The organism is Sellimonas intestinalis (assembly GCF_001280875.1).
GTDB lineage: Bacteria > Bacillota > Clostridia > Lachnospirales > Lachnospiraceae > Sellimonas > Sellimonas intestinalis.
Genome location: NZ_LGAJ01000003.1, coordinates 1 through 24,188, shown reverse-complemented (window position 1 = coordinate 24,188; position 24,188 = coordinate 1). Strand labels below are relative to the sequence as shown.

Here is a 24,188-nt window from a genome sequence, read left to right as displayed (position 1 = left end):
TGGATGCTATGACTATTGCCAAGATTAATAATTTCAACCGTTTTGATTCTACAAATACTATACTAGTATTCTTCATCCATTTACCAATCCAAGCATATGTATAATGCTATAACACATATAAAACAAAATTATCGATATCTTCATATGCTCTTTACAACACTACAACATATATCTATCATCGTGATAAATCTTTTGGTGCATATTTGATAAGAAGTAAGACAATCAAAACATTACACCGTTTCTTTATCTCATAGTCCTAAAATAATATAACTATTTTTTGCCATGAACAAAAACACTCATACCTACCAACAGCCGGATAAATTCTACATATATCCTCTTTTAGAGTGCCAGAAATGACACTCTGTTTATCATGCGGCTCCAAAGTTCATATATATCTGAAGTATATTTTCGCAATTCATTCAATATTTTTCATTTTAGATTCGACATTTATTATAACAAGTAGTCTTTCTTTAATTTTTCAGTACAAATCTATTTTTTAAGTATCTGATTTCTCATTTCTTCGTACACTTTTATAACCATATCTGCGCCAAATTCTTGGACTAATGTTGTAACCTCCTTTAAATATGGATTAATAACCTCTGCAAAAGGTGGACAAATATTTGTAACATCCGATTTTGTTGTAATAATTCCATCCCATCTTTCTTGCTTGTTATATAATGCATCACACAAAGAATTTTGTCGTAAATCACCAAAATTTGGACATTCTTTAGATGTCTGATAATCACAAGGATATACTTTTCCGTCCGAACCAATCGTTGCAAAAAAATAACGATAATAGCATCCTTGTGAACATTTCCACCTTCCACGACTTTTTTCAGGTACATAAGTGTGCATCATTAGTACCTTAAACCGTTCGGAATTATATTTTTTTATATAATTATTTATTGTACTAATCATAGCTTCTTCATTTTCGATTTTATCTTTCTCATTTCCCGTTATATCAAATTTGATACAAATAGAATTTGCCCCAACTTCTATTAAATCTTTAATTACCGTTTCTAAATCCTTGAAATTGTCATATGTAACTGTATAGCCTGCATTAATTTCAGTCTTACTTTCTATTCTTTTTTTCTCTTCTACCAAACCTTTAATATTATTAATAATCGTAAAATAAGTATACTTAATATAGTTTGGCTGTTTTATGGCATTCCAGGTTTCAGGTCCACCATCTATGCTTATATGAACAGAATCTGTATGGCATAGTACATTCCAAGTCTTTTCAGTCATAAGAGTTCCATTCGTAAAAATTCCTATCTTAAGATTTCCTTTTTTTAGTAATTTTATTGCCATCATCAAACAATCCCATTTTAGTAATGGTTCTCCTGTGAATCCTGAAAATTGGACTGTTTCAATTTTCGTCCCGTTTTTTTTAGCACATATGATTTGAGTAGCAATCCTTTGTATATCCTCTTTATTCATTGAATCCGGTATTTCGGATGTTTCATTTTCTTTATTAATATTAGCTCCTACACACCATCTACAATTCAAATTACATCTACTGGTCAATTGCCAGTCTATTTGAATTGGCAAAATTTCATTTTGTTTTATAAATTCTTTGAACCATGTATATTTATCAATTATTAGGAAACGTTCAAATCCCAAAATGTCTTCTGTAATTAGATCTGTCTTTTCCAATAATCTATTTAACAATTTTTTGTATACCTGAGTATATGAATCCATCATTCTTCCGTCCATCCTGACATTCTCTTTATTATCTCATAATTCTCTATCGTGCTATTCGCAAATTTTAGAGCTGGAGCTTCCATTCTGTTCATTACACCTTTACAAAATCTACAATTATTAAGAAGCCTCCAAAGTATTGTTTTTAACATGAATTTTTTTGAAAGTTTTGAATTTTTCAGCAAAATCATTATATGATCTTTAATATAATTTTTTGTGCTAATCGTATTCGTTATTGTTTCACCACTTTGTTCTTTTATTATAAATTCATTTTCCGTAAAAATAATTTGATTATCATTACAATTTTTAAATAATTTAAGTGAAAAATCAAAGTCTTCTCCATAACCGATATTTGTACAAAAAAAAGAGTTTTCTTCCTTTTCAATAGTTTTTAGCAAATTTAATGCAATTAAGGTTGCATGATGTGGGAACCCATAAGCTGCACATTTGCATAGTTTGCTAACTGTTGCATATTTCTCTTGCAAATAATATTTACTTGCTATCTTTTTAGACGAATTAGAAAAAATAATTGAACCGCAAATTAATAATGTATCTTGTTTTTTCATATTTATAGCTTTGCTTAATACATGCGGATTGTACAATATATCGTCTGCATCAAGCCTCATCACCCAAATATCTAAATCATTTCTCATCTGATTCATAATTTCTTGTATTCCACGATTCATAGGTTTAGATGCAGACCGTTTTTCGTTTTTACTTCTTCCGATCGGAATAATTTTTACCCTTTTATCATTTCCAAATTTATGCGTAACCAACTCCAACGCTCCATCATCTGATCCATGATCAACAACAAATACTTTTACAGAAATATTCTTTTGCCCTAAAACACTACGTACTGACTTTTCAATGCTAGATATTGAATTGTACATCGGGATAACCACATTTACTTCCATTTTCATCTTTTTATTCCTTTTTTATCCAAAATTTGCCATTTAAGCACAAATAATCAATAGGAACTTCTAAAAATGTCTTTATTGCATTTTCTGGAGTTTCTACAATAGGTTCGTTGCAATTAAATGAAGTATTTAGTAAAGCTTTTCCCCCAGTATTCTCTTTCATATATTCAATGATTTCTCCAATCCCAGAATTACCGGCAACTGTCTGTATTCTAGCTGTTCCATCTAAATGAACCGCTGCTGGATTTTCATCTCGAAATTCATCCGTAGTTTCTACAATGTGCATCATAAAAGGACTATACTCTATATCCCTTGTACAATAATGCACATCTTTTTCCAATACTACCGGTGCAATCGGACGAAATGGTTCTCTAAATTTAATCTCGTTATTAAGTCTTTCTTTTATCTTCGGATATCTCGGATCAGCCAGGAGACTTCTATGTCCCAACGCTCTTGGTCCATGTTCACTCTTGCCTTCATACCAAGCAATTACTTTTCCATTACTAATTTCCTCTGCAGTTCGTTGAATAATACTAAATCGATTTAAAGGTTCTGCCTTCACCCCATATTTCTGGATAGCTCCTATACATTCCTCATCATTATATTCTGTACCGTTAAATACCAAGTCCTGATCACTTATTTTACAAGTTTTTAAGTTTAGTACATTATTCAAAATAAACATAACAGCCCCCAGAGAAAGACCTCCATCATGTACTGAAGGTGGAACAAAGACTCGATCAAATATCTTTAATTTGGCAAGTTCCGTATTTAAATAACCGTTTAGTGCCACTCCTCCACCCAAACACAACGTTTTAGCTTTTGTCACCTCATACGCTTTTTTTGCTAAATTTATTCCGGCATAGTTTGTAACCTTTTGTATAGCATATGCAATATCTGCAGCATCTTTATGCTGCCAACTATTTACAGCAGAAAACATTGGCATATCCTCATCCGGCCAACAGTTTTTGATAGCTTTTGCTGGATTTAGACATCCTCTTACAGGTCTCATACAATAATCCGCAAATGTTTCTACAAATTTGTTTTCTCCTAATGCAGCCAATCCCATAAGCTTACCAGCAGCGAATGGATTCTGAAAAATACTTTTAGAATAAATATGCCAAAGCGAGCCAATATCACAATTTCCTATTTTTTTAAACCACTTAAGTTTATTGTTCTCCCAATAAGAAATACTTGTAGAGGTATACGCATTCGTTGTATAAAAATCTCCACCTCCATCCCATGTTAAAGTCACTGACTCTTCCTCATTACTTGTATAAAACGCATATGATGCGTGACTCAAATGATGCGGCACTGAAAAGCATGGTATCTCTCTTCCGTAAAATTTAACTTTCATTTCAACCCATTCATTTGGTTCATCATATACCTTTTTGCTAACATATTCTAATCCTGGATCCGTTCCCTTAAAATTGGCTTCTGTTGTCATAATAACATCAATTTCATTAGGGCTAATTCCTAACTTTCTTAATGTTTTCTCAACATAATCCATAACATTTCCTGAATCATGTCTAATCCTTGAAAATCTTTCTTTTTCAAATGCCCCTAATAATTTTCCATCCTTAAAGACACACCAATTGGCGTCATGTCCTCCACAAATTCCTAAAGAAATCATTTTTATCTCCTAGCCTAATTTTTATCGATAATGATATTATTAATCTCTTGACTTCGTGCTTTCCATGTGTTCTCTTCCGTAAAATTACGCATCATTTTATATTCATTTTCAGTAATTTTATGATCAATCATTTTTTCAACTTTATTTGCAAACTCTTCTTTACTACATGCAAATTCTATCATTGGATAATTTTTAATTTCTGGTAAATTTGTTGAAACAACTGGCAGAAACGCTCCCAAATACTCAAAACATTTTAATGGTGAACACGCTTTGGTAACTTCATTAACCACAAACGGAACTATTGCTAAATTCGCTTGTCGTAAGTATGATACTAATTCTTCGTGTGGAACTTGTCCCAAAAATTTAATATTATAATTATGTTCTAAGTTTTTAATAATTTCAGCAATATTTCTCCCATCATCTTCATCTTTGCATGGCAAATATGGGCCTAACATCAAAAATTCGTATTCCGGAAATTTTTCAACAAGATATTCTATAATATCCATTTCAAACCACTCTGGCCAAATAGCTCCAGAATAAATAATTTGTTTTTTCTTTCTTTTACTACGTCCTTTTACTTCTTCATAACTCATAAATAATTTATCAGCAAATGCATTTTTTATTGCATTTGGAATAACTTTAAATTCTTTATCTGTAATCTCTCGATTCTTTTGAGCTAGCCATTCACTAATAGTAATGCATTGATCTGCCATAGAGATATATTCCTTTTCCACATCTTTCCCCCAAGGTTGTACAGGAAATCCATCCCAAAAATCCATCTGATCATAAATGTGAAAAATTCCTTTTTCTTTTGCCTTTTTTAAGATTCCAAGAAAACTTTCTACCGGATTATGGGATTTAATATAATCTGGTCTCCATTTTTCTAAAATGTCATCTTCTGTTTCAAAAATTTCGGCCTGTTGATGCATAGCTATAAGTTTTCCTGATTCTTTGTCTCTCCGTAAAAGTCGTAATCTGTGAGAATTAAACAGTGAAAATTTTTTCATTTGATCTATTTCTGAATCACTTTCAAATAAAAAAACAACTTCATCACCACGCGCAATATCCTCTTCACATAAGCAAATCGGCCTATGACCGCCCCCACTAATCCATGGATTATAATATGCTAAAATCAAAATTTTCATCTTTCTCCTCCTAATTTTTTCTTAATGGTATTACTTTAAAAAACTTTTATATCATTTTATCTTTCCATGTCTTGGGAGTTTTATCATTAATTATTTCAATATCATAATTGTACTCAAACTCCTCTGCTCCATCTTTCTTTATGTAATCAACCATCCTTTTAATACTTGTTTTTAAATCTACTTTAGTTTTATAATTTAATATCCTTCTTGCCTTTTCTGCTGAACAGGTGGCATATTTGACCTCGTTTGGGCGTGCTGGAACATAAATTGGGTGCAGATTAAATTTTAATTCATTTGCAATTATTTTAGCCAATTCGTTTATCGACACAAATTCCTCATCAGGTCCAATATTAAAAATCTCTCCATTCAAGTCATTTCTAAAAATTAGTTGCTCAATACAATAAATTACATCTTCAATATCAGAAAAACACCTTTTTTGTTCCCCATCTCCATAAATTATCGGTTGTTTCCCTTGTAACATTCTATTAATCATTATTGCAGCTACATTTCTGAACGGGTCATTTGAACGCTGCCTTGGTCCGACTATATTATGAGGCACAACAATATTAAAATATATGTCATTTAGTTCACATATTTGTCGAATTACCAGTTCCGCAGCATATTTTGCCACTCCGTATGGTACCCTAGGATTACAATCCATTTCTTCTATAAATGGCAGTGTTTCCTGCTCCCCATATCTAGACATGCTAGAACAATATATAAATTTTTTTATTTTATTCTGTGCCGCAGCACTCAAGACACTCATAGTAATCCCAAATGTATTATGAGTAATATAATACGGTGAAAACAATGACAGTCCATCATGAGCTGTACATGCTGCATGAAAAACCACATCGCACCCTTTCATATACTCATTCATCTTTTTTAAATTACCACAATCTTCCTGATGAAATTCCACTTTTGAATTTACATTTTTCAATTGCCCGCCTACTAAATTATCAACTCCAACCACTTCTACACCTTGATTAATAAGACTATCTGCTAAATGGCTTCCCAAAAAGCCCGCAACACCTGAAATAAATACTTTCATTTTGCATCTCCTCCTATATTCCATTTCTTTTATTTTTATGTTATGATAAAATGGGTATTTTTATATTTCATTCTTTTTATAAAAGAAATACTCACACTTTCTATATAATAACCATTTATCTAAAATAAGGATTAAAATCTATTCTGTAATTTTTATTTAGTTGCCTATCTTTAATTTTTTTAGAAGGATTTCCATAATATATGCAATTACTCTCGGCTTTCCCCTTAAAAATACTCCCCGATCCAATTATAGCTTTTTCTTCGATTATAGAATTATCTAGAATAATCGCCTCCGTTGCTATCCATACATTATTTTTTATCCATATGGGATTGGTTTTATACTCAAATATTTCCGATCTTGTACTATGTGTACACGAAATTATTTTTGCAAAGCAGGAGATAGATACATCATTTTCAATAATGACTTTTCCACTTCCATCCACAAAACATGAATGGTTTATAATACTTCTTTCCCCTAATTCTATTTTTTGTGGTGCAATTATTATGGTATATAAACCTATTCTCGCCCCCTTCCCTATTTTCATTCCAAATCCTTCATAAAACTTTTTTCTAATTCTCCAACAAGGAATTCTATTAACTAAACAATTCAATATTATAAAGGTCATATCCTTTTTTAGAAAATCCCAATCAATATTTTTCATTTTATCATATCACCACATTTCACTTTCCTTGCTTTTTTAAACAATTCTTTATTCTTTTTTGTAATTCTAATTTTTTTATTTTCATTTTTTCCACAAATCTCCAAATCAATTCTACCTTTCGCAATCTGTGGATGTCTTAATATTCTCACTCCTTCGTTGTCTACTTTTTCTTTCGCAAAAACAATATATGAATATTTTTCATCTTCATAAGGAACATCGGCATTTTTTATCAATTTGTGCAATTTACTTCTTTGCACTCTACATGTGAAATGACACCAATCGTCACTTTTTATCCTACATTCTTGTTCATGCGGACATGGTGCCACTATATGTGCTCCTAAATTAAGAAGTTGTTCTCTAGCATATTTTATTACATCGAATCCTTTTGGCGTTCCTGGTTCAATAATAACTAATAATTTATCGGCACAATTCCATAATTTACTAATAACAGTCTTTCTGGCACTTCCAGTCATTTCATTTAAAACATATGAGGAAATTACCATATCATATTTTTCTTCAATTTCCATGTTAATTAAATCTTGTGAATACCATTCTGCTTGTTGAATAGCTCTATGGCCTTCTCTCATATATTTTCTTCCAATCTTTTCCATTGCAGCTTCTTTTTCTAAGCATACAATTTTTTCTATATTGAAATAATTACAAGCTGCCCAAGTTGCTGCCCCAGTACCAGCACCAACATCTAAAAGGCTTTTACATTCTTTGCTATATAGTTTTTTTGTTTGGTCTAAAACACTAGATACAGCTTCATATGTTGCTGGCATCCGAACAGCGGAATAGACAAGCGCTTCTATTTCTTTATTAATAAGTGACCTATTTTTCCCACTCTCGTTCCTATACTTATTTGTAATATTATCAGATATTATTTTTACTTGTTTTAAGTCAAGTTTCTCCATTTCTTTTTGAATAACAATTGCTAATTCCTGTGGAAATGCCATAATATATTCTCCTTTCTCTAAATACTAAGTTTTCAGATACATTATAGCATATATATATTTTTTTTATCTATAATTCACTTTATATAAAACCTATTAGTATTTAAATCGATTTCTACTTCTGTCCCATCAGAAAAAACACTTTTTTGTTTTTTATAATCATTATCAATAAACTCATGTTTAATTAATTCTTTATAGACTACTTTTTTATGCAGATCCATTACAATTTTGCAACGCTTTATTCGTTCTTTAAGACTTAAATTTTCATCATTTCCGAAGCATCCATCCATATTAGGATATGATGATTCTCTTTTTAAATACGGTATTCCGCCATTGATTAATGCATAAAGCATATAATCTTCATCTTTATACTTTTCCATCATCCACGGAATAATAACACACTCATGATAAACTAAATTAAACAACGGAACCGGTATTCCATTTCTTGCGGCTTTTTGATCATACATCATAAAATTGTATGGTGCATAATGAGCAAATACTACTCCAGGTAAGCTCCAGTCAGTTACTTCTTCTGAGCTAGTTAAAATTCCTTTTGAAATTAAATAATAAAAAATCTGCATTCTATAATCCAGGCATTCTTTTCGTGACATTTTGTGCTTATAATTATAACATTCATCCCCTTCATTACAGTTAAACACATCAATATATGTACCATCTAAATCTATTTGATGCTCTTCCAAGTTTTTGTAATTCCTTTTTACAAAAGGTAGTACTTGAGATGCACATAAATAGGATTGTTTTCCACCTGCCCATAATTGATGCACCGTAATATTTCCATCAGAATTTTGACATGCAAATTCTTTTGAAAAAGATTTTGCATCAAAATAAAAGTCTCGATATTGATCATGAATACCGCCCGCATATCCTAAATCATGTAGTGTTTTAATAAAATCCCTAAATGCATCCCATCCTCCCGCTTCTTTACATGCTTCTAATGCATCTGGATGTTTATTATCATATCCATCTTGCATCCATCCATCTAAATGAACATAGGCTTTTTCTAATCCCAGCTTTGAATAATTAATAATTTCCTCTTTTCTTTCTTCAAAAGTAGTAAGGGAATAATTGTTCTGAATATTGTTCTTATCATAAAAGATAGACGTATTAGCAATACTTGTTTTTATTCCTTCATGAATAATAGCGGCTCCAACTAATTTATCTACATCCAACTTAATTCTTTTTTCCTTTAAAGTTATAAACTTCCCCTGTTCCTTTATATATTGTTTATACTTTTTACAAATCTTTGTATAATCTGTATTTTCTTGGAAAATCATTCTTATACATCTTTTGTAACGCATCAATCCTAAGCTTGGTACCCATCTAACGCCTATATGTGTATATGGTCCTCCTGCTGGATGATCAACGTAATAAAATGCATCCCATGGTTGTTCACAAATAGCAAGATAACCTTGTCCATCTTTTATTTGTGCATACCATGGCATATAGGAAGCTGAAGTACAAAATTGTCCATCAAAAAATGGCATTCCAAATTCGTTTTCCCATGTATTCGGTAGCAATAGCCCTTGCTGTACATTAATTAGTGTATACCAATTTTGACTTTTTTTCTCAAATTCAAAATGACAAGGCCAACATATTTCACTTATCTTCTCATCTTCTTTTATCGGAATTAACTCAAATATGACATTTTTATCATTTTTTTCTATCCATACTCTTGTCATTAATTCATAGTTTTTTTCAAAATTACCAAATCCCGAAAAGTAAGTATCAATTCCTATACCTATAGCATTTTCCCACTTATTGTGGTTAATAATATCGGCCTCATTTAAATAGTACTTTTGTTTATTTTCTATAAAGTATGGATTATATGATGAATCGCTCTTCCAAAAAGTTTCATTATATCTAATCTCAATTTTTAATGTTCTTTCGCATATTTTAATTTTCATATTTTGATATTCAATTTCCATTTGATGGCACTTCCTTGATTCAATAATTTAGAATAAATTCTGATTTAATAATAAAAGTATTTTTTATTATCGAAAACCATACATTGTACCTATATAACTGAACTATAGCCATAAAACATACAAAATCGAAATTCTTTCTTCTTGAAATATCAAGAAATATAATATCCCTTGCCTTTGTAGCAAAAAAATATGTAATATTTGTTGATCTACCAAACTCCACCTTATCTTGCTTTCACTCAAAAAGCATATTTAATGCCGGGTAATTAGTTATGCCAATAAATATGTGATGAAACCCGTAAAATCGCCAAGCCAAGCAAAAAGTATCGGTCTAATTCTAAGCTACTTCGTCCTTTCTGATATAGTGTAGGTGATAGCAAGTCACCAACCACAGAAAGGAGTCCCTATGAAATTTGATGAACAAGGGTTCCGTCATCTCGTTGACGAAACCATCGCCACAATCATACGGTTAGGCACAACGTCCCATGCTGTGCTTGACCGTTACAAACGCTTTACTGAAATGCTGGTAGGACACTTAAAAAGTCTGGATCAGCCGTTTGAACTGACGCTCTGCCTTAAATGGGTCAATTCTCTGGATCACGATCCGGCTTGCGTGCTTAGCGCATCCTATGTTGGCTGGAAAGCACTGCACAGGTTCGTCCATCTGCCGGCAGAACAGCAGGCCGGAACACTGACGGAATGGCGTCATTATCTGTGTTTCACCCCGGAACTTCCTGAAACTGATGAATATAAAAACATTCTTGTTGAATTTCAGGAAGTTATGAAAGAGGAAGGCAAATATCCGACTACCATAAAGTCGTACAGTTCCATGGCCCGCAAGCTTCTCCTTTATCTGGAAAGCGTAGGTATTACAAAGTTTTCCGATGCAAGGAACCAAAACCTTCTGGACTATTTCCAGACAGACCGGTTCAAGAACCGGAACCTGAAAGGGTTCCAGACGGAATTGTGTGTCCTGAAAAAGTTTCTGCGGTTTGCGACAGATGCCGGTTACACAGCCTGCAAGACCCTTCCTTATGCCCTGCCTAAAATCCGCCAGTCCAGAAACAAGATCATTACTACGATTGACGAAAAAGTAGAGGCAGACCTTCTGGAAGATGAGCCGGACAGCCTTGTCAACAAGAGGGATCAGGCGATTCTCCTGTTGGCGCTGCACACCAGCCTCCGAAGCTGCGACATCCGGGCATTGAGGTTCTGCGACATCGACTTGGAAAAAGAGACCATCCATATCCACCAGAAAAAGACGGGGGTTGACCTTGAAATTCCCATAGACAGCGCCACACAAAACGCCATTATTGATTACATCCTGAACGAGCGCCGGGATTGTAAGCAGGAATATATTTTTGTCACGTCCGTAGACCCGATAAAAAAGCTGGCCCGCAGGCATTACAGGATGAAATACCGTACACAGGGGACGGAATCCTATGAAAATCTTCCGCACGATGGTCTCCATATTTACCGGCGCACTTTTGCGTCGCGGCTTTTGCAGTCAGGAACACCGTTACCGCTCATTTCCGAAATGTTAGGGCATATCGACAAAAACTCTGTCCGCGTGTATCTCTCAACGGATGAAGCAAAAATGAAGCGGTGTGCGTTAGACATCTCCCTGATCCCTTGCCGAAGGGAGGAATACTGATGTACGCAAGTAAATTTGGCCCTGTTATGGAAGAAATGCTTACCATCCGGCACCGTTCCGGTTTGCAGCTAAAGTTTATTGGTTTTTTCCTTAACGACTTTGATGCTTTCTGCGCCAGAGAGTATCCAGAAGCCACACTACTTACAAAGGAGATTGCCGAAACATGGATTCACAGCTCCGATTCTCCATCCCGGCACCACATGGCGCGGCGGGTCTTAACAATGAAGCATATCGGGGAATACCAGCAGTCGCTTGGCTTAAACGCTTATGTCCCGAATTACCGGATTAAGAGGCCAAAGGCAGAGGAACCCCATCTGTTTACGGATGAACAGCTTTCGTTGTTTTTTGAAACTGTTGACACCAAGCTGATCCCGACAGAGACATATCCGTATAAAGACACGATGTTCCCGGTATTTTTCCGGCTGGTTTACTGTTGTGGCCTCCGCAGCTCCGAAGCGTGCAACCTGAAGGTGTCAGATATTGATTTCCCCAAAGGGACGATCTGTATCTACCAATCGAAGGGCATGAAAGACAGGGAGCTTCCCTTGTCAGATGACCTTCTGGACTTATGCTACCGTTTTGACCGGTATTACCAGAAGCAGTTCCCTGATCGTACTTATTTTTTCAAGCCGAACCAGGAACGGGAACACATGATAAGCGCCGATGTCAGCAAGATTTTTCAGGCCATACTTAAAAAGGCAGGGTTGTTGGAGCTGCCCGGAAAAAGGTTTACAACGCATGGCCTCCGCCATCTCTTTGCTGTTCAAAACATTAAAAAATGTGCTGACGCAGGAGAAGATTTCTATAACTGGATTCAGTATCTTTGCAGGTACATGGGACACAAGCACATCCGCTATACACTGTACTATCTGCATATCACCTCACAGCTTTTCCCTGTCTACCGGGAGAAGGTGGACGCCCTTGAGAAAGGAATCGGTGTGGTCTATGCGGAAGAATAAACAAAAGCCAAAAAAGATGTTTTTCATCTACACAAAGGATTTTTTCAACCACTTGCGCTCTGAACTTCACAGCGAACGGACAATCGAAACTTACTGCCAGTCATTGAACGCTTTCCGTATTTATCTCTACGAAACCTACTCAAAAACTGTTGACCAGATCACAACTGATTTTATTACAGAAGAAGTGATCCGCGAATTTTTGAGCAGTGTTGCTGACAACAACAGTGTTGGGGCACACGGAATGTCCGGCTGTCCGGGATAAAGGCACACCTGAAATATGCCGCCACCCGTGATATGGAGCTTGTACCCCTGCAAATCAGCATTTCTGCTGTGAAGCACAAGAAAACGTACCCGAAACGCCATAACTGGCTGGATAAGGCAGATATTGAACTGCTCCTTGCGCAGCCGCCACAGACAAAGATAGGGGTACGGGATCGCTTCATTATCCTGTTCCTGTTCTCAACCGGGGCGCGACTTGCCGAAATGCGTTCTGTCCAGTTAAAAGACGTCATTATAAATGAAAAGTATCCGTACATCCGAATCACCGGTAAAGGAAACAAACCGCATATCGTCCCTATCCCGGAGGATTCTTTTCTAAAAAACTACAAGTATTACTGCCCCTTTACCATCCCAAAGAGAACCCGGATGATTATCTTTTCTATCCGACTGCAAAAGGTGGCAGAGAAATGATGTCTGAGGACAACGTGCAGCGCATCCTGAAAAAGTATGGGGACGCTGCCCGCTGTTCCAATCCAAAGCTGCCTTCCATCCATCCGCACCTTCTCCGACATTCCTATGGGGCGCAGCTATACAGGCTTGGGGTCTCTCTCCCGGAGATAGCAAAACTTCTTGGGCATGAGGATATTTCCACAACGGAAATCTATGCGGAGACTGATCCTGAAATGGCGGCAGAAGCCATTTCAAAGATGTTGGGCAAACAGCCGGTAAGGAAATGGGACTTCCTTACCGAAGATGAAAAGTTAAAAATCTTAGGACTAAAGTAGCTCAGAATTAGGCCGATACTTTCTTGCTAAACATGGTGTAAACACCGGCTTTCGCAGAATTTATCGGTCTTATTTTTTACGAGGCATTAAAAATTTTAGACCGATGTCGGTCTAACGCTTTCATTCCCCCTTAATTATTTTATTAATAAAAATGCTTTTCTATGTTGCTCCATTTTTTTTGCCGGATACTGAAAATAACTTTTTATCTGTTTTTCTGTCAGCCCCTGTTCAATCCCTAAAATAATCTCATTTAATTCTTCCTCCGACAGCCTTGCACTGTATCGCTTGATACATTCTATCAGAGATCCGGATAAATCCCATTGTTCTTCCTTTTCTTCCAAATCAGACTGTTTCTGCCCATTTTTCATTGCCAGAACATCCTCTGGCGGCGTTTGATCCGCTTCCCGATTTACATTTCTTATAATATTTTGAAATGCCTTTTCAATTTCCTGCTCAGAAGGAAACGGAGCTTTATTCCAGTCCTGATAGAGAAATTCTTTTCCTTTTGCCTGAAATACATGGATATTCGGGTCTTTCTTGGCAGCTTCCAAATAATATTCTGCTTCTTTCCGGTCTAAAATGTGAATACGGTCCCGACACAGGATCGTGTGATAGGACATAGTTTCAGAATCGTAATATGTAAAAACCGGATGCTCATAACCGCCTTGTTTGTTTAATTCCATTGCATGAAGATACTCTTTCGTATGGAAAGGCAATGCCTTTTCATCCAGAATCGGTCTTTGCCCTTCCATAAAAATAATGCACTTTTTTCGATCAAGTCGCTTGACTTCGGCCGGAGTCATCAGTTCACGCCCGGACTGCTGGTAATTTTCACTGGTACTTCCATTTCTTCCCATGCTGCGGCCATCATGGCGTGTATCAATCGTCATTTTTCCAAGCAGTTCGGAAATATATTTATGAGTAGATAATGCTCCCGGCCCCGATCCCAAGTACAATAAGGTCGCACAATTATCCAGCATGGTTTCCCATTTATCATTTTTGAATAATGTCTTAATCTGGGAAACCGACTGCAGCACCGGCATCATACAAATATTTCGGGATCTTACCACCCCCAGAAGGACATCCGGATCGGTCGGTTTTGACCCGGCATAGAATTCATCCATCCAGAACTCAACCGGAATAGGGAGAGGACCATGGTATTCGTTATCTGCCATCCGCATTAAGATATCGAATGCCTGGGTATAAAAAATGGAAATCAAAAAATTGTAGGATCTGTCATTATCCGGCAAGACCAGCAACAACGCAATCTTACGGTCTGTTGGATGCTCTGCTGTTCCTCCAACTCCTGCTCCCAATTCCCGTATCTGGATATCATCTCCTTCAAAAATGCGTTTTACCCCTGCCGTTTCGCAGAGTTTTAGCATTGCATTTACCATGATGATGATACTCCGAACAGTTTCCGTTGCCCCTTCTTTCAGTTTTCGGTAATCCCGTACCGGCGGGTAAAAATCCCCTTTTCGTTTTGCCAGCTTGTCCATTTCCAGCTGGAGTCTTGTAGTTTCCCCATCCGGCATCTTTTGTGTCTCCAAATTGACCAGATATAGAATATTGTTCATACTTCCCACACGGGATTCTTCCATCGACTCCAGCCATTCGTAGTAGAAAATCGCCTGCAAATACAGATCTACTCCGTCATCCCAAAACGGTTCGCCCTGCATGGCATCCAGTTTTTTTACCGCTTCATGGAGATTTGTGATCAGCCTGATTAAATCTTCTTCCTTCTCAATATAGAGGAATGGATTGTAACGGTCCGATTTCTCCGGGTTTTTGAGATTTAAAGACCGGATCGTATACCCTTTTTCCTGCAGATAATGTCCAAATTTATACTGCAGCTCCCCTTTCACGTCCAGCGCAATATAGTGATTTGCTGCCTTTAGTAAATTGGGAGTGACGACAGCGTTGGTTTTATAAGATCCCGACGATCCAATAATAAACATATTGTTATTGGATAACACCCCCTCCATGGATACGGACACATGTTTGCTCAGGATTCTATTTTTCCGTTCATCTTTATTCCGAATTCTTTTTAGACTTCCGGGTGTCGCCCATTCTTCTGATCCATATTCCTTATTAAAATGGAAATTTCGGTTATGATAGCTGTGCCAGTTTACAAAACAAATCCAGCCTAATAGGCCAATTCCCAGACAGGCCGGGCTTTTGTCATTCCACCAGTTTCTTAATGGATGCAGAAAAATATAGGCTGCAGTATCCTGCAGATTCTCTATAGACAAACCGGAAAAGAGGAACAATCCGGACAGGAAATAACTCACTGTCAAAAAAATAAGCAATGCGATTACATACAGTCCAATTGCGGGTTTCTGCTTTTCAATCATGCCAGATCCTCCTGCCTATTTTGCTTTGATTGGATTTGCCGGAATTTTTTCCGGTCTTCCCGTTTTCACAGCTGCTTCTTTGCCTAATGCGATCTTGGAAGATTGCTGTATAGAGTCTGCCACTTTGGTATAATGCTTTTTCAATTCAGCTCCGCTTCTTCTGGCGGATATTGGTATAATTTTCCCGTATACATTGAATACTAATATAACTCACGTGGTTTTCTGTCGGCCGGGATAATTCTTCGATCCCTTTCCGGCCTCCCTGCATCTCCCGGTTAATATGCTGTTCAAATAATGCCTGAAACTTCTGCCGATCTTCACTGAACACGGCAATCTGGACCATTCCATCCGATTGATTAGATCCGGCATCACACAGTAACGGATTTGTGCCTGTTTTAAATCCTGCTGGAAACGGACCGTATTTCCCGGCACATTGATTAAATCCAGTTTCCCTTTTGTAACCTTTATGAATTTTTCGAATGTAAGAAGATCCGTGTGTTTTAACAACTTCTGATCATACATTCTGGATAGCATCTGATATAACCATAATGCCATTCTGGCATCTGCAAATAACAGCATACTTACCATCCGGGTACCATTCTGAATGTTATAAAGTACTCTTTCATCTTCCTGATCCATCGTTTATCCTCTCCTACTTTCCAGGCTGTAATTGCGGCAAATTCTGAATTTTTTGTAAGGATACAGTCTTCTCTATGGATGATTCCAAGGCTATTTCTTTCTGATTTAACCGATCCGCGTAGCTTTGTGCGGTTTCCTTATTGCGAAATTCCAAGATAACGTCTCTTTGATCCAACACCGCTTCCCCGGTCTTCGTGTCTACAATCAGATAAATCTCTTCCGGCTGATTCTCCTCTTCTTTTTCCGCTTTCAAAAAGCCTTCTTCTGACCGCACAACATACCGGGCCGAATCGGTTTTATCTTCCATAATTGCTTTTCTTTGATTTAATTGATCTGCGAATTGCCTTGCAGACTTTTCATCCTTCCATTCCCGAATGACGCCATTTAATTGCACTTCTTTACTAACTGTACGTTTGACTCGATATTGATCCTCATGTTTCTGAACTTGGTACTCCGTCACACCATGATCCGCAACAAATTGATTCAAACGATTCAGATGCTCTTTAGCCAACAGCAGTTCGTCTTGCATGCCTTCTATCGCTTTAAGACATTCCTGATAATCCGGCTTTAATTTGATCTGTCCATTTAACAGATTAGATCGGTGCACTCCGATTGCATTGGCAAGCCATTGTAACGTATTTTGATCCGGATTGAACACTCCGGCTTCAATCCACTTTAGCTGCTCCGGCGAAATCAGACAGAGCCTTGACAACTGCTCCACGGACATTCCAATCTCTTTGCGTCTTTCTGCAATCAGACTTCCAAATTTTGTAGGTTCCTCTAACGGGACCAGCTTCTTTAACTGTCCGGTCTGACATTGCGTATTCAGCCAGTGTTCAAACTCTCCGGTCTTTTGTTCTGGATGCCGAAAAAGCTCTTCCAATTGCTGTCTGGACAAAATTTCTTCCATTCCCTTTTGATGATAAGAGTACAATTCTTCTAGTTTCGTAGATGGTTCCATGAATCTTCCCCCTTATCGTTTTGGGATCTTTTCCGGTGTCGGGATCTGGATGCTGTTTTCGTACCATTTTCCTTCTTGATACATTTCCAGCCCGGTCTCCTTACTCCGATACCGATAGATATGGTCCGACAACTGTTCCCCATATTCCACCTCACTTTGGTTGATTTCCTGAACCATTTTTTCATACTCCGCATCCGGCTGATCAAATTTTTTAGGATCGACTGCGATCAACTCGTGCACCGATGACGGCAGGATATAGAACTCACCCTGAAAGATATTCTGAAGGCTTTCATCACGTTCGGATTCATAATATGCGCAGCCCCAAAATACTTGTTGGAATTTGTAACAACATACATCGGAACCGGAAAGACTTCTCGTAATTCTTCCGCAGGTAGAATAGCTGGGATTATATTTTCATCGATCAGTACATCAGTTATAGACGAAATCACCGGTTTTTGCTCTATCAGATTTTTTGCAGCAATTCCCAGTATTTCTTTTCCTGAAAGATTCATGATTGAACAAAGGTCATAATTGATATCAAGCGACAGATTATTCGTAATCTCTACTACCGGATAGAATGCAAGATCCTGAAGCTTCATATAGGGTTTGTCCGCTAAAAACACCGTATTTCTTTCCCGATTGATCGCACGCAGCGTAACACGGTTCAAAATATTCTCTTCCCCTTTCATTTTTTCAACAAGCATTTCTATCAAATTCTGGCCGTTGGCAACAATATCCACATAATCTCTGGCTGTTTTTTTCAAGGCTGTTTCCGGATAAGAATAATCATATGCATCCAGATATAGCATTGGGGATACTGCCACTCCTTTCTGTCTAACTACCAGACCATCTTGGATTATTCCATTTCTTTTATTGACTTCATATACTTTTACGTCTGCCTGCTGATACTCCTGTGGTAGATAGTCCTTTATATGCTGCTCTACATATTGATTCCGTTCTTTTCTATTCATCCTTCTCTGCCTCCTGTTCTGCTTCATACACTAATTGTCCATCTAAAAAGAATGCTTCTCTTTCTACTACAGCCTTCTGAGTCTGATGAAACTTACCGTACAACTCCCACATTTTTTTTTGTATTCTCTTCCATATTTTTGCTCCTTTCTATCCGCTTTTTGGCTCATACTTTGATAGAGTTCTAATTTCTCGTTGATTCGTTTATAGGTTTGAAAAACCTGTTCCAGCAGATGATCCATTTTTTCTTCAGCATGATCCCCAAATCCTTTCCACACAATTTGATAATGAACCTGAAAATGTCTCTTTCTGGATTCTGTCACTTCAATTCCCATGTTCCACTGCAGCATCATGGATATCATGTCCGCTCGTAATTCCGCTTCCGCTCTGTCCATCTCTTCCTGATAGGTGACACCATGTCTAATTTCATGGCTTAGCGTGGACAGCTTCTCCGTATCGTTCAGAAGGTGGTTCAAAACAATTTCTTTACTGTCCTCTTTATAACGGTAAAATCCTCTTAATGAAATGGATTCCATATCCTGATCCGTTACCCTGCAATACAGTTCCTCCTCCGCAAATGCTGTCAAAACCTCAATCCATCGACCGTGCTCTTCCGAATTTCGTCCCATCTGAAACAGGGCCGGGTATTGTTCTTTTGGAAAATTAGTCTGGGAAATATCGAAAACATTACCAATTCCATAAGTCAAGATCTGTTTCCCCTGGATTTCCCCTCGTTGATAAGCTGCTCTTTGTTCTGCAGTTGCCAGTTTCAATTGCACTGCTTCTTGCTGATCAATCATCAGGTATGTCACATATTTCGGCACATATACCCTGATTCCTTTCTGTCCTTTTACACTGACTCCCATCTGTTTCCATGCACTATAAGACTGTACAAACGTTGCGTTTGGATTTTGCTGATAAATCATCTGGGTGTTCCGAAGGCTATAATGGTAAAACCGACTTCCAAACTCAAGAAATTCCATAATCTGCTGTGGGTCCTGCTGATACTTGGAAAATTCCTGCAACCACGCTTTCATCTGTTCCTTCTTGGCTTCATACCCCGCTTTCCATCCCGGTTCCTTTTTCTCCATTTTCCATCATCCTTTCACATTGTCTGCAACGGACTGGATCTGTGATTTTCTCCATCTCCGGGTGCATTGAGACAGAACAGCCCTTCCATACAGCTGTTTTCGGACAGCTCCACCGATAGTATGCGCCTTCTTCGTCTATCAGATAAGCACATGCTTCTTTGTCACTATATCCAATCACTGTCATCTGCGCCAAAATACCTTCAAAATTTTCTACTCCGATACAGTTTCCCTCCTTTCTCCACGGGAATCCAAACAAATACAACATTGCCTCCCGCTGTTCCCTATCCACTGTGGAATTTTTCTGAAGCTGCATGGCTAACAGATCCATCATGGCAGCTTCCCTTCTCTTGTAATCAAATCGAAGATCCGAAATCAATCCTCCATACTTATCGGCCAATTCTTCCAATACCCCATGTAATCCACCTCTTTGCTGCAATTGCTTTAATCGTCTCATTACGTTGACACTAAAATTCGGATCTGCAAACTCCATAATCTGTTTGGGCGTCAGTCCTTCTTCCAGACAGTCAATCAAAAAATCTTTCTGCTCATCTGACATTTTTTCGTTCGTCAACAGTCCTTCCAGCTCCTTTTTTCTTTTCCGATACCAGAACTGTTTCTTGGCTCCTCGTGTTAAACTGACCGCCTGTTCCCTTTTTTTCTGGTGTTTCAGTTCTTCTTCAAGGAACTGAATCCGCTTCTCCTTTTCTTCTATCAGATGTTTGTATGATTCTGCTTCTCGTTTGAATGCGGTTTCCAGATTTTCTTCAACCAAAGTTCTGAGCTGTTCGCTCTGTTTTCTGGTATCCGTAATCTCATTTTTCAACTTCAGCACTTCCTCACCTAATTCGTCATGATCCGTATAAAGATTCTTTAGATAAAAAAGGCGTTCTTTTCTAATCTGACTGGTACTCATATCTTTCTGCTCCATCTCCTGCAGATCCTTACAGGACATGCCATCCAATGCTGCCAGATAATACCATTCTCTTTTTTTCCAGTCCGTAATACTCTCCAGAAACGAAACCACGTCCCGGTCTAATCCAATATTTCTTGCAATGACAATCTGGCACTGTAAAACCTGCTCAATTAACGTATCCTTTCTTGGTGCTGATTTTTCCTCGGACATGCTGCTCCTTTCTTTTGCATTTCCAATGCTGCTTCTTGCTCTTTGCGTTCTTTCCGTACCATTCGCCTCAGGACTTTGACATCCGGATTTTCCTTTGTCTCCCTTTCCTGTGCCATGAGCAGACCGCCTGGGTATTGCCTCTCCAATTCTTCCATTTGATCTAGTATCATTTCCATTTGGTGATCATCCATTGTCTTTTTTTCAACTTGTTTTCTTAAAGCCTGATATTTCTGACGCACGGCAAGTTCCTCCGATCCAAGTCCAGATTTCCCGCTTTGCCGATTTTCCAAACGGAGTTCCTGATATACAGCTTCCGCATCTTCCACGGACCGAATTCCGTACTTCAGCATTACCCCCACTTCTGCAGACAAAAAGTGGATATGAAGCAATTGTTTCCGGATCGCACTTTGATTCACTGCATAGGGATTCAAGTAGTGAAAATATCTGATACGATATAATTTTTTCACCTTTCGTATCTGATAACGGGACTGAAGCCGGCTGCAGAGTTTCCCTTTTTTCACTGCTTTTACGATGGGCGGCATCTGCCGGTGTTTTTCCTGAAGTTGGATTCTTTTCTTGATTTCTGCATAGCGATATCCCATTCCAAGACTGCGATCTCTTCTTCCATGTTTTGCTCCCGGTGCATAAAAAGTCAGGTATGTTTCCGTTTTCTGCCAAGTACCATACCGGATCTGATACCCATCCTGCTTTAGCCGGCCACAAACTCCTCCATAGTCCTGGATCGTGAAATCGCATAGTCAATATCCATCTGGATAATTTTTTTCCATGTCATCCTGCCCTCTTTTTCTGCTAGATACTCTCCGTACTGTTTTCCGGTACGTTCTTCTTGAAATTGAAGTTTCATCAGACCATGCTTTTCACAAATCCGGTCTGCCATTGGCTGGATCTGTTTTTCCCAGTCTCCTTTCACATAGCGATACTTATACCCGGTTAATCTGGAAACCGAATTGAAGCAAATATGAGCATGCAGGTGCTCTTTGTCATTATGGACAGCAAATACATAATCATAAGCGTCTCCTAAGTATGCTTCACAAAATTCTTTTGTTATTTGATACACCTGCCCTTCGTTTCCTTCTCCTTTGGTAAAAGACAAGACAAAATGATAGCCTTGCCTCCCATCCAGTTTTTCAAAATCCCGTTTTGTGTCCATCATAGTTTCATAAATTTCCTGCGCCTCCGTTCCACAGTTCCCACCTATCCATATCTGATGTTCCGTTTTTTCTTCATTGAGAATATAACAGATACAGGCATAAAGTCCTGCCGACGGATTCCCTTGTTTTCGCTCTTTAATGTGCATCAATTTTGTAATTGCCATACTCACTTATCTCCGAGCATAAAGCTGAATCAGTTCTTTCAGCAGATCCTCAATCTTTTTCTGCTCTTCCTTGAGCACTTGGATATCAGAAAGTTCTCCAAACTCAGAATCCATTTTTCTCGTGACCTGATGAATATTGATTCCGATTTTTCGAATTTGAAAAATCAAATCCTCCATCTTTCTTTCAACCCGAATTGCATTTCTTTCCGGCATTAAAACCCTGTTTCGGATAAACTTACTGATATTGATTGTCCCGCTCTTCGACCTGCAGTCTGGATCATGTTCCGCTTCACTCTTAACCATCTGATATTCTTTTTCTGATAGTCGAATTCCAATATATTTTTCTTTTTTACATGAGTTCATCGCCGGAATCATTTACATCAGCCAACTCTCTTTCAGCCTGTTCGCCATTGTCTTTTTAACTTGGTCATGCCATTTTTCAAAATCCATTTCATTCCTCCTGTTACAACAAATGATCAAAAGTATCCAGATCAAACTCCTCATTGATCTTTTGTACATGTTCCGTCTTTTTTCCCTTTTGAAGTTGAGAAAGAATTTCCATTCCCAGCTGCTCGTTTTTGTGCACTGCACTTAGGATAGATTCCAGTTTTTCATCTGTTTTGTCATCTGGATTCTCTGCGAATTTCCTGACTGCAGATTCCAAATAAAATTCCCTTGATGGGTATTTCCGCTGATCTCTGTGATCCATCAGTTCAACAATATCCTCTGACAGCCGGAATGTTTTCTTTATTTTCATTCCATCCCCCCCTTTCCCTTTATCTACAAAAAAACAAGCAGCCTCAACTGCTTGTTTCCACTTATACTATATCATTCTATCTCTCGTTCCTCTAGGTTTCTTTAGGTTCCTATCAGGTAGTCCCCCTACTGTACCTGATGTATGGCTTTCTGCCATTGCAGGATGTCCGACTGCCAGTTTTTTGTATGGCAGACTGCCAGTATAATACGATATGTTTTGGGCAAGATACGCATTTTGTTTAACAAAATGCCATCTTATTAGGGAGTACTGTTCCCTAATACCCTTTTTAAATCCACTTTTAATTTCTTGCTCTCTATGTATGCCAAAATATTATTCATTTATTTTAATTATCTTGTCAAACCAAACCAAAGACTCCTCTTTATGTGTCACCACAATTACTGTTTTATCTTTTTGAATAGCCCTTAATGAATTGAACACTATATTTTCTGTTTTCTGATCCAAGCCACTTGTGCCCTCGTCTATCACCAATATTTCTTTATCTTGTAGAAACAATCTAGCCAAAATAAGTCGTTGTCTTTGACCTCCTGATAATTTTTCTCCCCTTTCTCCAATAACTGTTTTCAATCCTTCTGGCATTTTTTTAATATCATCATATATTCCTGCTTTATGGCACGCATTATATATTTCTTCCATACTAGCTTCTTCTTTCCCATAACGCAAATTTTCTTCTATTGTATCATTAAACAAAAGACTATCTTGCATAACAAATCCGATACTTTTATATAATGATGATAACTCTATTTTTTTTAAATCTATCCCTGATAGCAAAATCTTCCCCTCTGTAGGTATCAAAATACCTGCCATTAATTTAATAAGTGTAGATTTTCCGCTTCCACTCTTTCCAATAATTGCAACATGTTCTCCTTTTCTACTACAATATATTTATGGTTAATATCCCTTACAACCAGTAAGGAATTATCCATCTTGTTGCCTAAGCTGTATAATGATAGAGCAATAGGTATGTCGTCCCCTTTCTTGGACTTCGCGTCCGTAAATAAGACTGATAACCAGCTCCTCATTTGCAGCATTCGTTTTATGCAGGTTGAATCGCCTTAGGTGAATTCGTGTCACACCACAGTAGATTGAATAGGCAATGAGTAAAACTGGTGCTTATCCATTGCATAATTAAATCTTAAGGAGTGACAAATTTATGAACGCAGTAGGTATCGATGTTTCTAAAGGCAAAAGTATGGTCGCTATCATTCGCCCCCTTGGTGAGATTGTTGCTGCACCTTTCGAGATCAAACACTCGGCTAGTGACATTAAGTCTCTTGTTAATCTTATCCATTCCGTTGAGTGGGAATCCCGTATTGTCATGG

General features: G+C 37.6%; 23 protein-coding genes and 2 pseudogenes. 6 read left to right on the top strand and 19 right to left on the bottom strand.

Features of this window, described 5'->3' with window-relative positions:
* Positions 1-489 precede the first annotated feature (489 nt).
* The 8 genes from AOA56_RS00895 to AOA56_RS00860 all read right to left on the bottom strand — a co-directional run bounded on the left by AOA56_RS00895 (position 490) and on the right by AOA56_RS00860 (position 10,004).
* Positions 490-1,716 carry a radical SAM protein gene (locus AOA56_RS00895; protein WP_053768776.1) on the bottom strand — a complete coding sequence of 409 codons (1,227 nt, stop codon included), beginning with the start codon at positions 1,714-1,716 and terminating at the stop codon, positions 490-492.
* Positions 1,701-2,621, bottom strand: coding sequence for a glycosyltransferase family 2 protein (locus AOA56_RS00890; protein ID WP_053768775.1), 921 nt, complete (start codon positions 2,619-2,621; stop codon positions 1,701-1,703). The genes AOA56_RS00895 and AOA56_RS00890 overlap by 16 nt, the downstream gene beginning before the upstream one ends.
* A gap of 4 nt (positions 2,622-2,625) precedes the next feature.
* Entirely contained in the window at positions 2,626-4,248 is a 1,623-nt protein-coding gene (locus AOA56_RS00885; RefSeq protein ID WP_053768774.1) for a carbamoyltransferase C-terminal domain-containing protein, read from the bottom strand.
* A 14-nt stretch (positions 4,249-4,262) separates the two neighbouring features.
* Positions 4,263-5,393: a glycosyltransferase gene (locus AOA56_RS00880; RefSeq protein ID WP_053768773.1), complete on the bottom strand. Its 1,131-nt coding sequence runs from the start codon at positions 5,391-5,393 to the stop codon at positions 4,263-4,265.
* A gap of 46 nt (positions 5,394-5,439) precedes the next feature.
* The gene (locus AOA56_RS00875; RefSeq protein WP_024733076.1) at positions 5,440-6,444 is read right to left on the bottom strand and encodes an NAD-dependent epimerase/dehydratase family protein; all 1,005 of its coding nucleotides are present in this window, start codon (positions 6,442-6,444) and stop codon (positions 5,440-5,442) included.
* Positions 6,445-6,559: 115 nt separating this feature from the next.
* Positions 6,560-7,105 (bottom strand): acyltransferase, encoded by a 546-nt coding sequence (locus AOA56_RS00870; RefSeq protein ID WP_024733077.1) that lies wholly within the window; start codon positions 7,103-7,105, stop codon positions 6,560-6,562.
* Positions 7,102-8,061 carry a small ribosomal subunit Rsm22 family protein gene (locus tag AOA56_RS00865; RefSeq protein WP_024733078.1) on the bottom strand — a complete coding sequence of 320 codons (960 nt, stop codon included), beginning with the start codon at positions 8,059-8,061 and terminating at the stop codon, positions 7,102-7,104. Before AOA56_RS00865 ends, AOA56_RS00870 begins: the two co-directional genes overlap by 4 nt.
* 74 nt (positions 8,062-8,135) lie before the next feature.
* The gene (locus AOA56_RS00860) at positions 8,136-10,004 is read right to left on the bottom strand and encodes a DUF5696 domain-containing protein (RefSeq protein ID WP_053768772.1); all 1,869 of its coding nucleotides are present in this window, start codon (positions 10,002-10,004) and stop codon (positions 8,136-8,138) included.
* A gap of 403 nt (positions 10,005-10,407) precedes the next feature.
* Between AOA56_RS00860 and AOA56_RS00855 the strand changes: the two genes are divergently transcribed.
* The 5 genes from AOA56_RS00855 (at position 10,408) to AOA56_RS16455 (ending at position 13,618) form a co-directional block, all read left to right on the top strand.
* Positions 10,408-11,655, top strand: coding sequence for a tyrosine-type recombinase/integrase (locus AOA56_RS00855; RefSeq protein WP_024733079.1), 1,248 nt, complete (start codon positions 10,408-10,410; stop codon positions 11,653-11,655).
* A complete protein-coding gene (locus AOA56_RS00850; RefSeq protein WP_053768771.1) occupies positions 11,655-12,614 on the top strand; it encodes a tyrosine-type recombinase/integrase in 960 nt (319 codons plus the stop codon). Before AOA56_RS00855 ends, AOA56_RS00850 begins: the two co-directional genes overlap by 1 nt.
* Positions 12,601-12,876, top strand: a complete 276-nt coding sequence (locus tag AOA56_RS16175) for a site-specific integrase (protein WP_024733080.1) — start codon at positions 12,601-12,603, stop codon at positions 12,874-12,876. Before AOA56_RS00850 ends, AOA56_RS16175 begins: the two co-directional genes overlap by 14 nt.
* 68 nt (positions 12,877-12,944) lie before the next feature.
* The gene (locus tag AOA56_RS16460) at positions 12,945-13,304 is read left to right on the top strand and encodes a tyrosine-type recombinase/integrase (RefSeq protein ID WP_202030956.1); all 360 of its coding nucleotides are present in this window, start codon (positions 12,945-12,947) and stop codon (positions 13,302-13,304) included.
* On the top strand, positions 13,301-13,618 hold the full coding sequence (locus AOA56_RS16455) for a tyrosine-type recombinase/integrase (RefSeq protein ID WP_024733082.1): 318 nt from the start codon (positions 13,301-13,303) through the stop codon (positions 13,616-13,618). Before AOA56_RS16460 ends, AOA56_RS16455 begins: the two co-directional genes overlap by 4 nt.
* A gap of 134 nt (positions 13,619-13,752) precedes the next feature.
* On the opposite strand, the gene AOA56_RS00840 is transcribed toward AOA56_RS16455, so the two are convergent.
* The 11 genes and pseudogenes from AOA56_RS00840 to AOA56_RS00785 all read right to left on the bottom strand — a co-directional run bounded on the left by AOA56_RS00840 (position 13,753) and on the right by AOA56_RS00785 (position 23,682).
* Positions 13,753-15,972, bottom strand: coding sequence for a VirD4-like conjugal transfer protein, CD1115 family (locus AOA56_RS00840; RefSeq protein WP_053768770.1), 2,220 nt, complete (start codon positions 15,970-15,972; stop codon positions 13,753-13,755).
* A gap of 210 nt (positions 15,973-16,182) precedes the next feature.
* Positions 16,183-16,611 (bottom strand): hypothetical protein, encoded by a 429-nt coding sequence (locus AOA56_RS00835; RefSeq protein ID WP_024733086.1) that lies wholly within the window; start codon positions 16,609-16,611, stop codon positions 16,183-16,185.
* Positions 16,612-16,624: 13 nt separating this feature from the next.
* On the bottom strand, positions 16,625-17,572 hold the full coding sequence (locus AOA56_RS00830; protein WP_024733087.1) for a helix-turn-helix domain-containing protein: 948 nt from the start codon (positions 17,570-17,572) through the stop codon (positions 16,625-16,627).
* A 12-nt stretch (positions 17,573-17,584) separates the two neighbouring features.
* Positions 17,585-18,543, bottom strand: a pseudogene (locus AOA56_RS00820) (DUF5688 family protein).
* A 66-nt stretch (positions 18,544-18,609) separates the two neighbouring features.
* Positions 18,610-19,632, bottom strand: a complete 1,023-nt coding sequence (locus tag AOA56_RS00815) for a hypothetical protein (protein WP_024733090.1) — start codon at positions 19,630-19,632, stop codon at positions 18,610-18,612.
* Positions 19,595-20,755, bottom strand: coding sequence for a coiled-coil domain-containing protein (locus tag AOA56_RS00810; RefSeq protein ID WP_024733091.1), 1,161 nt, complete (start codon positions 20,753-20,755; stop codon positions 19,595-19,597). The genes AOA56_RS00815 and AOA56_RS00810 overlap by 38 nt, the downstream gene beginning before the upstream one ends.
* A complete protein-coding gene (locus tag AOA56_RS00805) occupies positions 20,716-21,357 on the bottom strand; it encodes a hypothetical protein (RefSeq protein WP_053768769.1) in 642 nt (213 codons plus the stop codon). Before AOA56_RS00805 ends, AOA56_RS00810 begins: the two co-directional genes overlap by 40 nt.
* A gap of 107 nt (positions 21,358-21,464) precedes the next feature.
* Positions 21,465-22,091: a relaxase/mobilization nuclease domain-containing protein gene (locus AOA56_RS00800; protein WP_024733094.1), complete on the bottom strand. Its 627-nt coding sequence runs from the start codon at positions 22,089-22,091 to the stop codon at positions 21,465-21,467.
* Between the two features lie 6 nt (positions 22,092-22,097).
* Positions 22,098-22,394 carry a plasmid mobilization protein gene (locus AOA56_RS00795; protein WP_162224684.1) on the bottom strand — a complete coding sequence of 99 codons (297 nt, stop codon included), beginning with the start codon at positions 22,392-22,394 and terminating at the stop codon, positions 22,098-22,100.
* A 160-nt stretch (positions 22,395-22,554) separates the two neighbouring features.
* Positions 22,555-22,848, bottom strand: coding sequence for a hypothetical protein (locus tag AOA56_RS00790; RefSeq protein ID WP_024733096.1), 294 nt, complete (start codon positions 22,846-22,848; stop codon positions 22,555-22,557).
* Positions 22,849-23,178: 330 nt separating this feature from the next.
* Complete coding sequence (locus AOA56_RS00785) at positions 23,179-23,682, bottom strand: ATP-binding cassette domain-containing protein (protein WP_242843434.1); 504 nt, start codon at positions 23,680-23,682, stop codon at positions 23,179-23,181.
* Between the two features lie 337 nt (positions 23,683-24,019).
* On the opposite strand from AOA56_RS00785, the pseudogene AOA56_RS16685 reads away from it, so the two are divergent.
* Positions 24,020-24,188, top strand: a pseudogene (locus AOA56_RS16685) (IS110 family RNA-guided transposase); the annotation flags it as partial.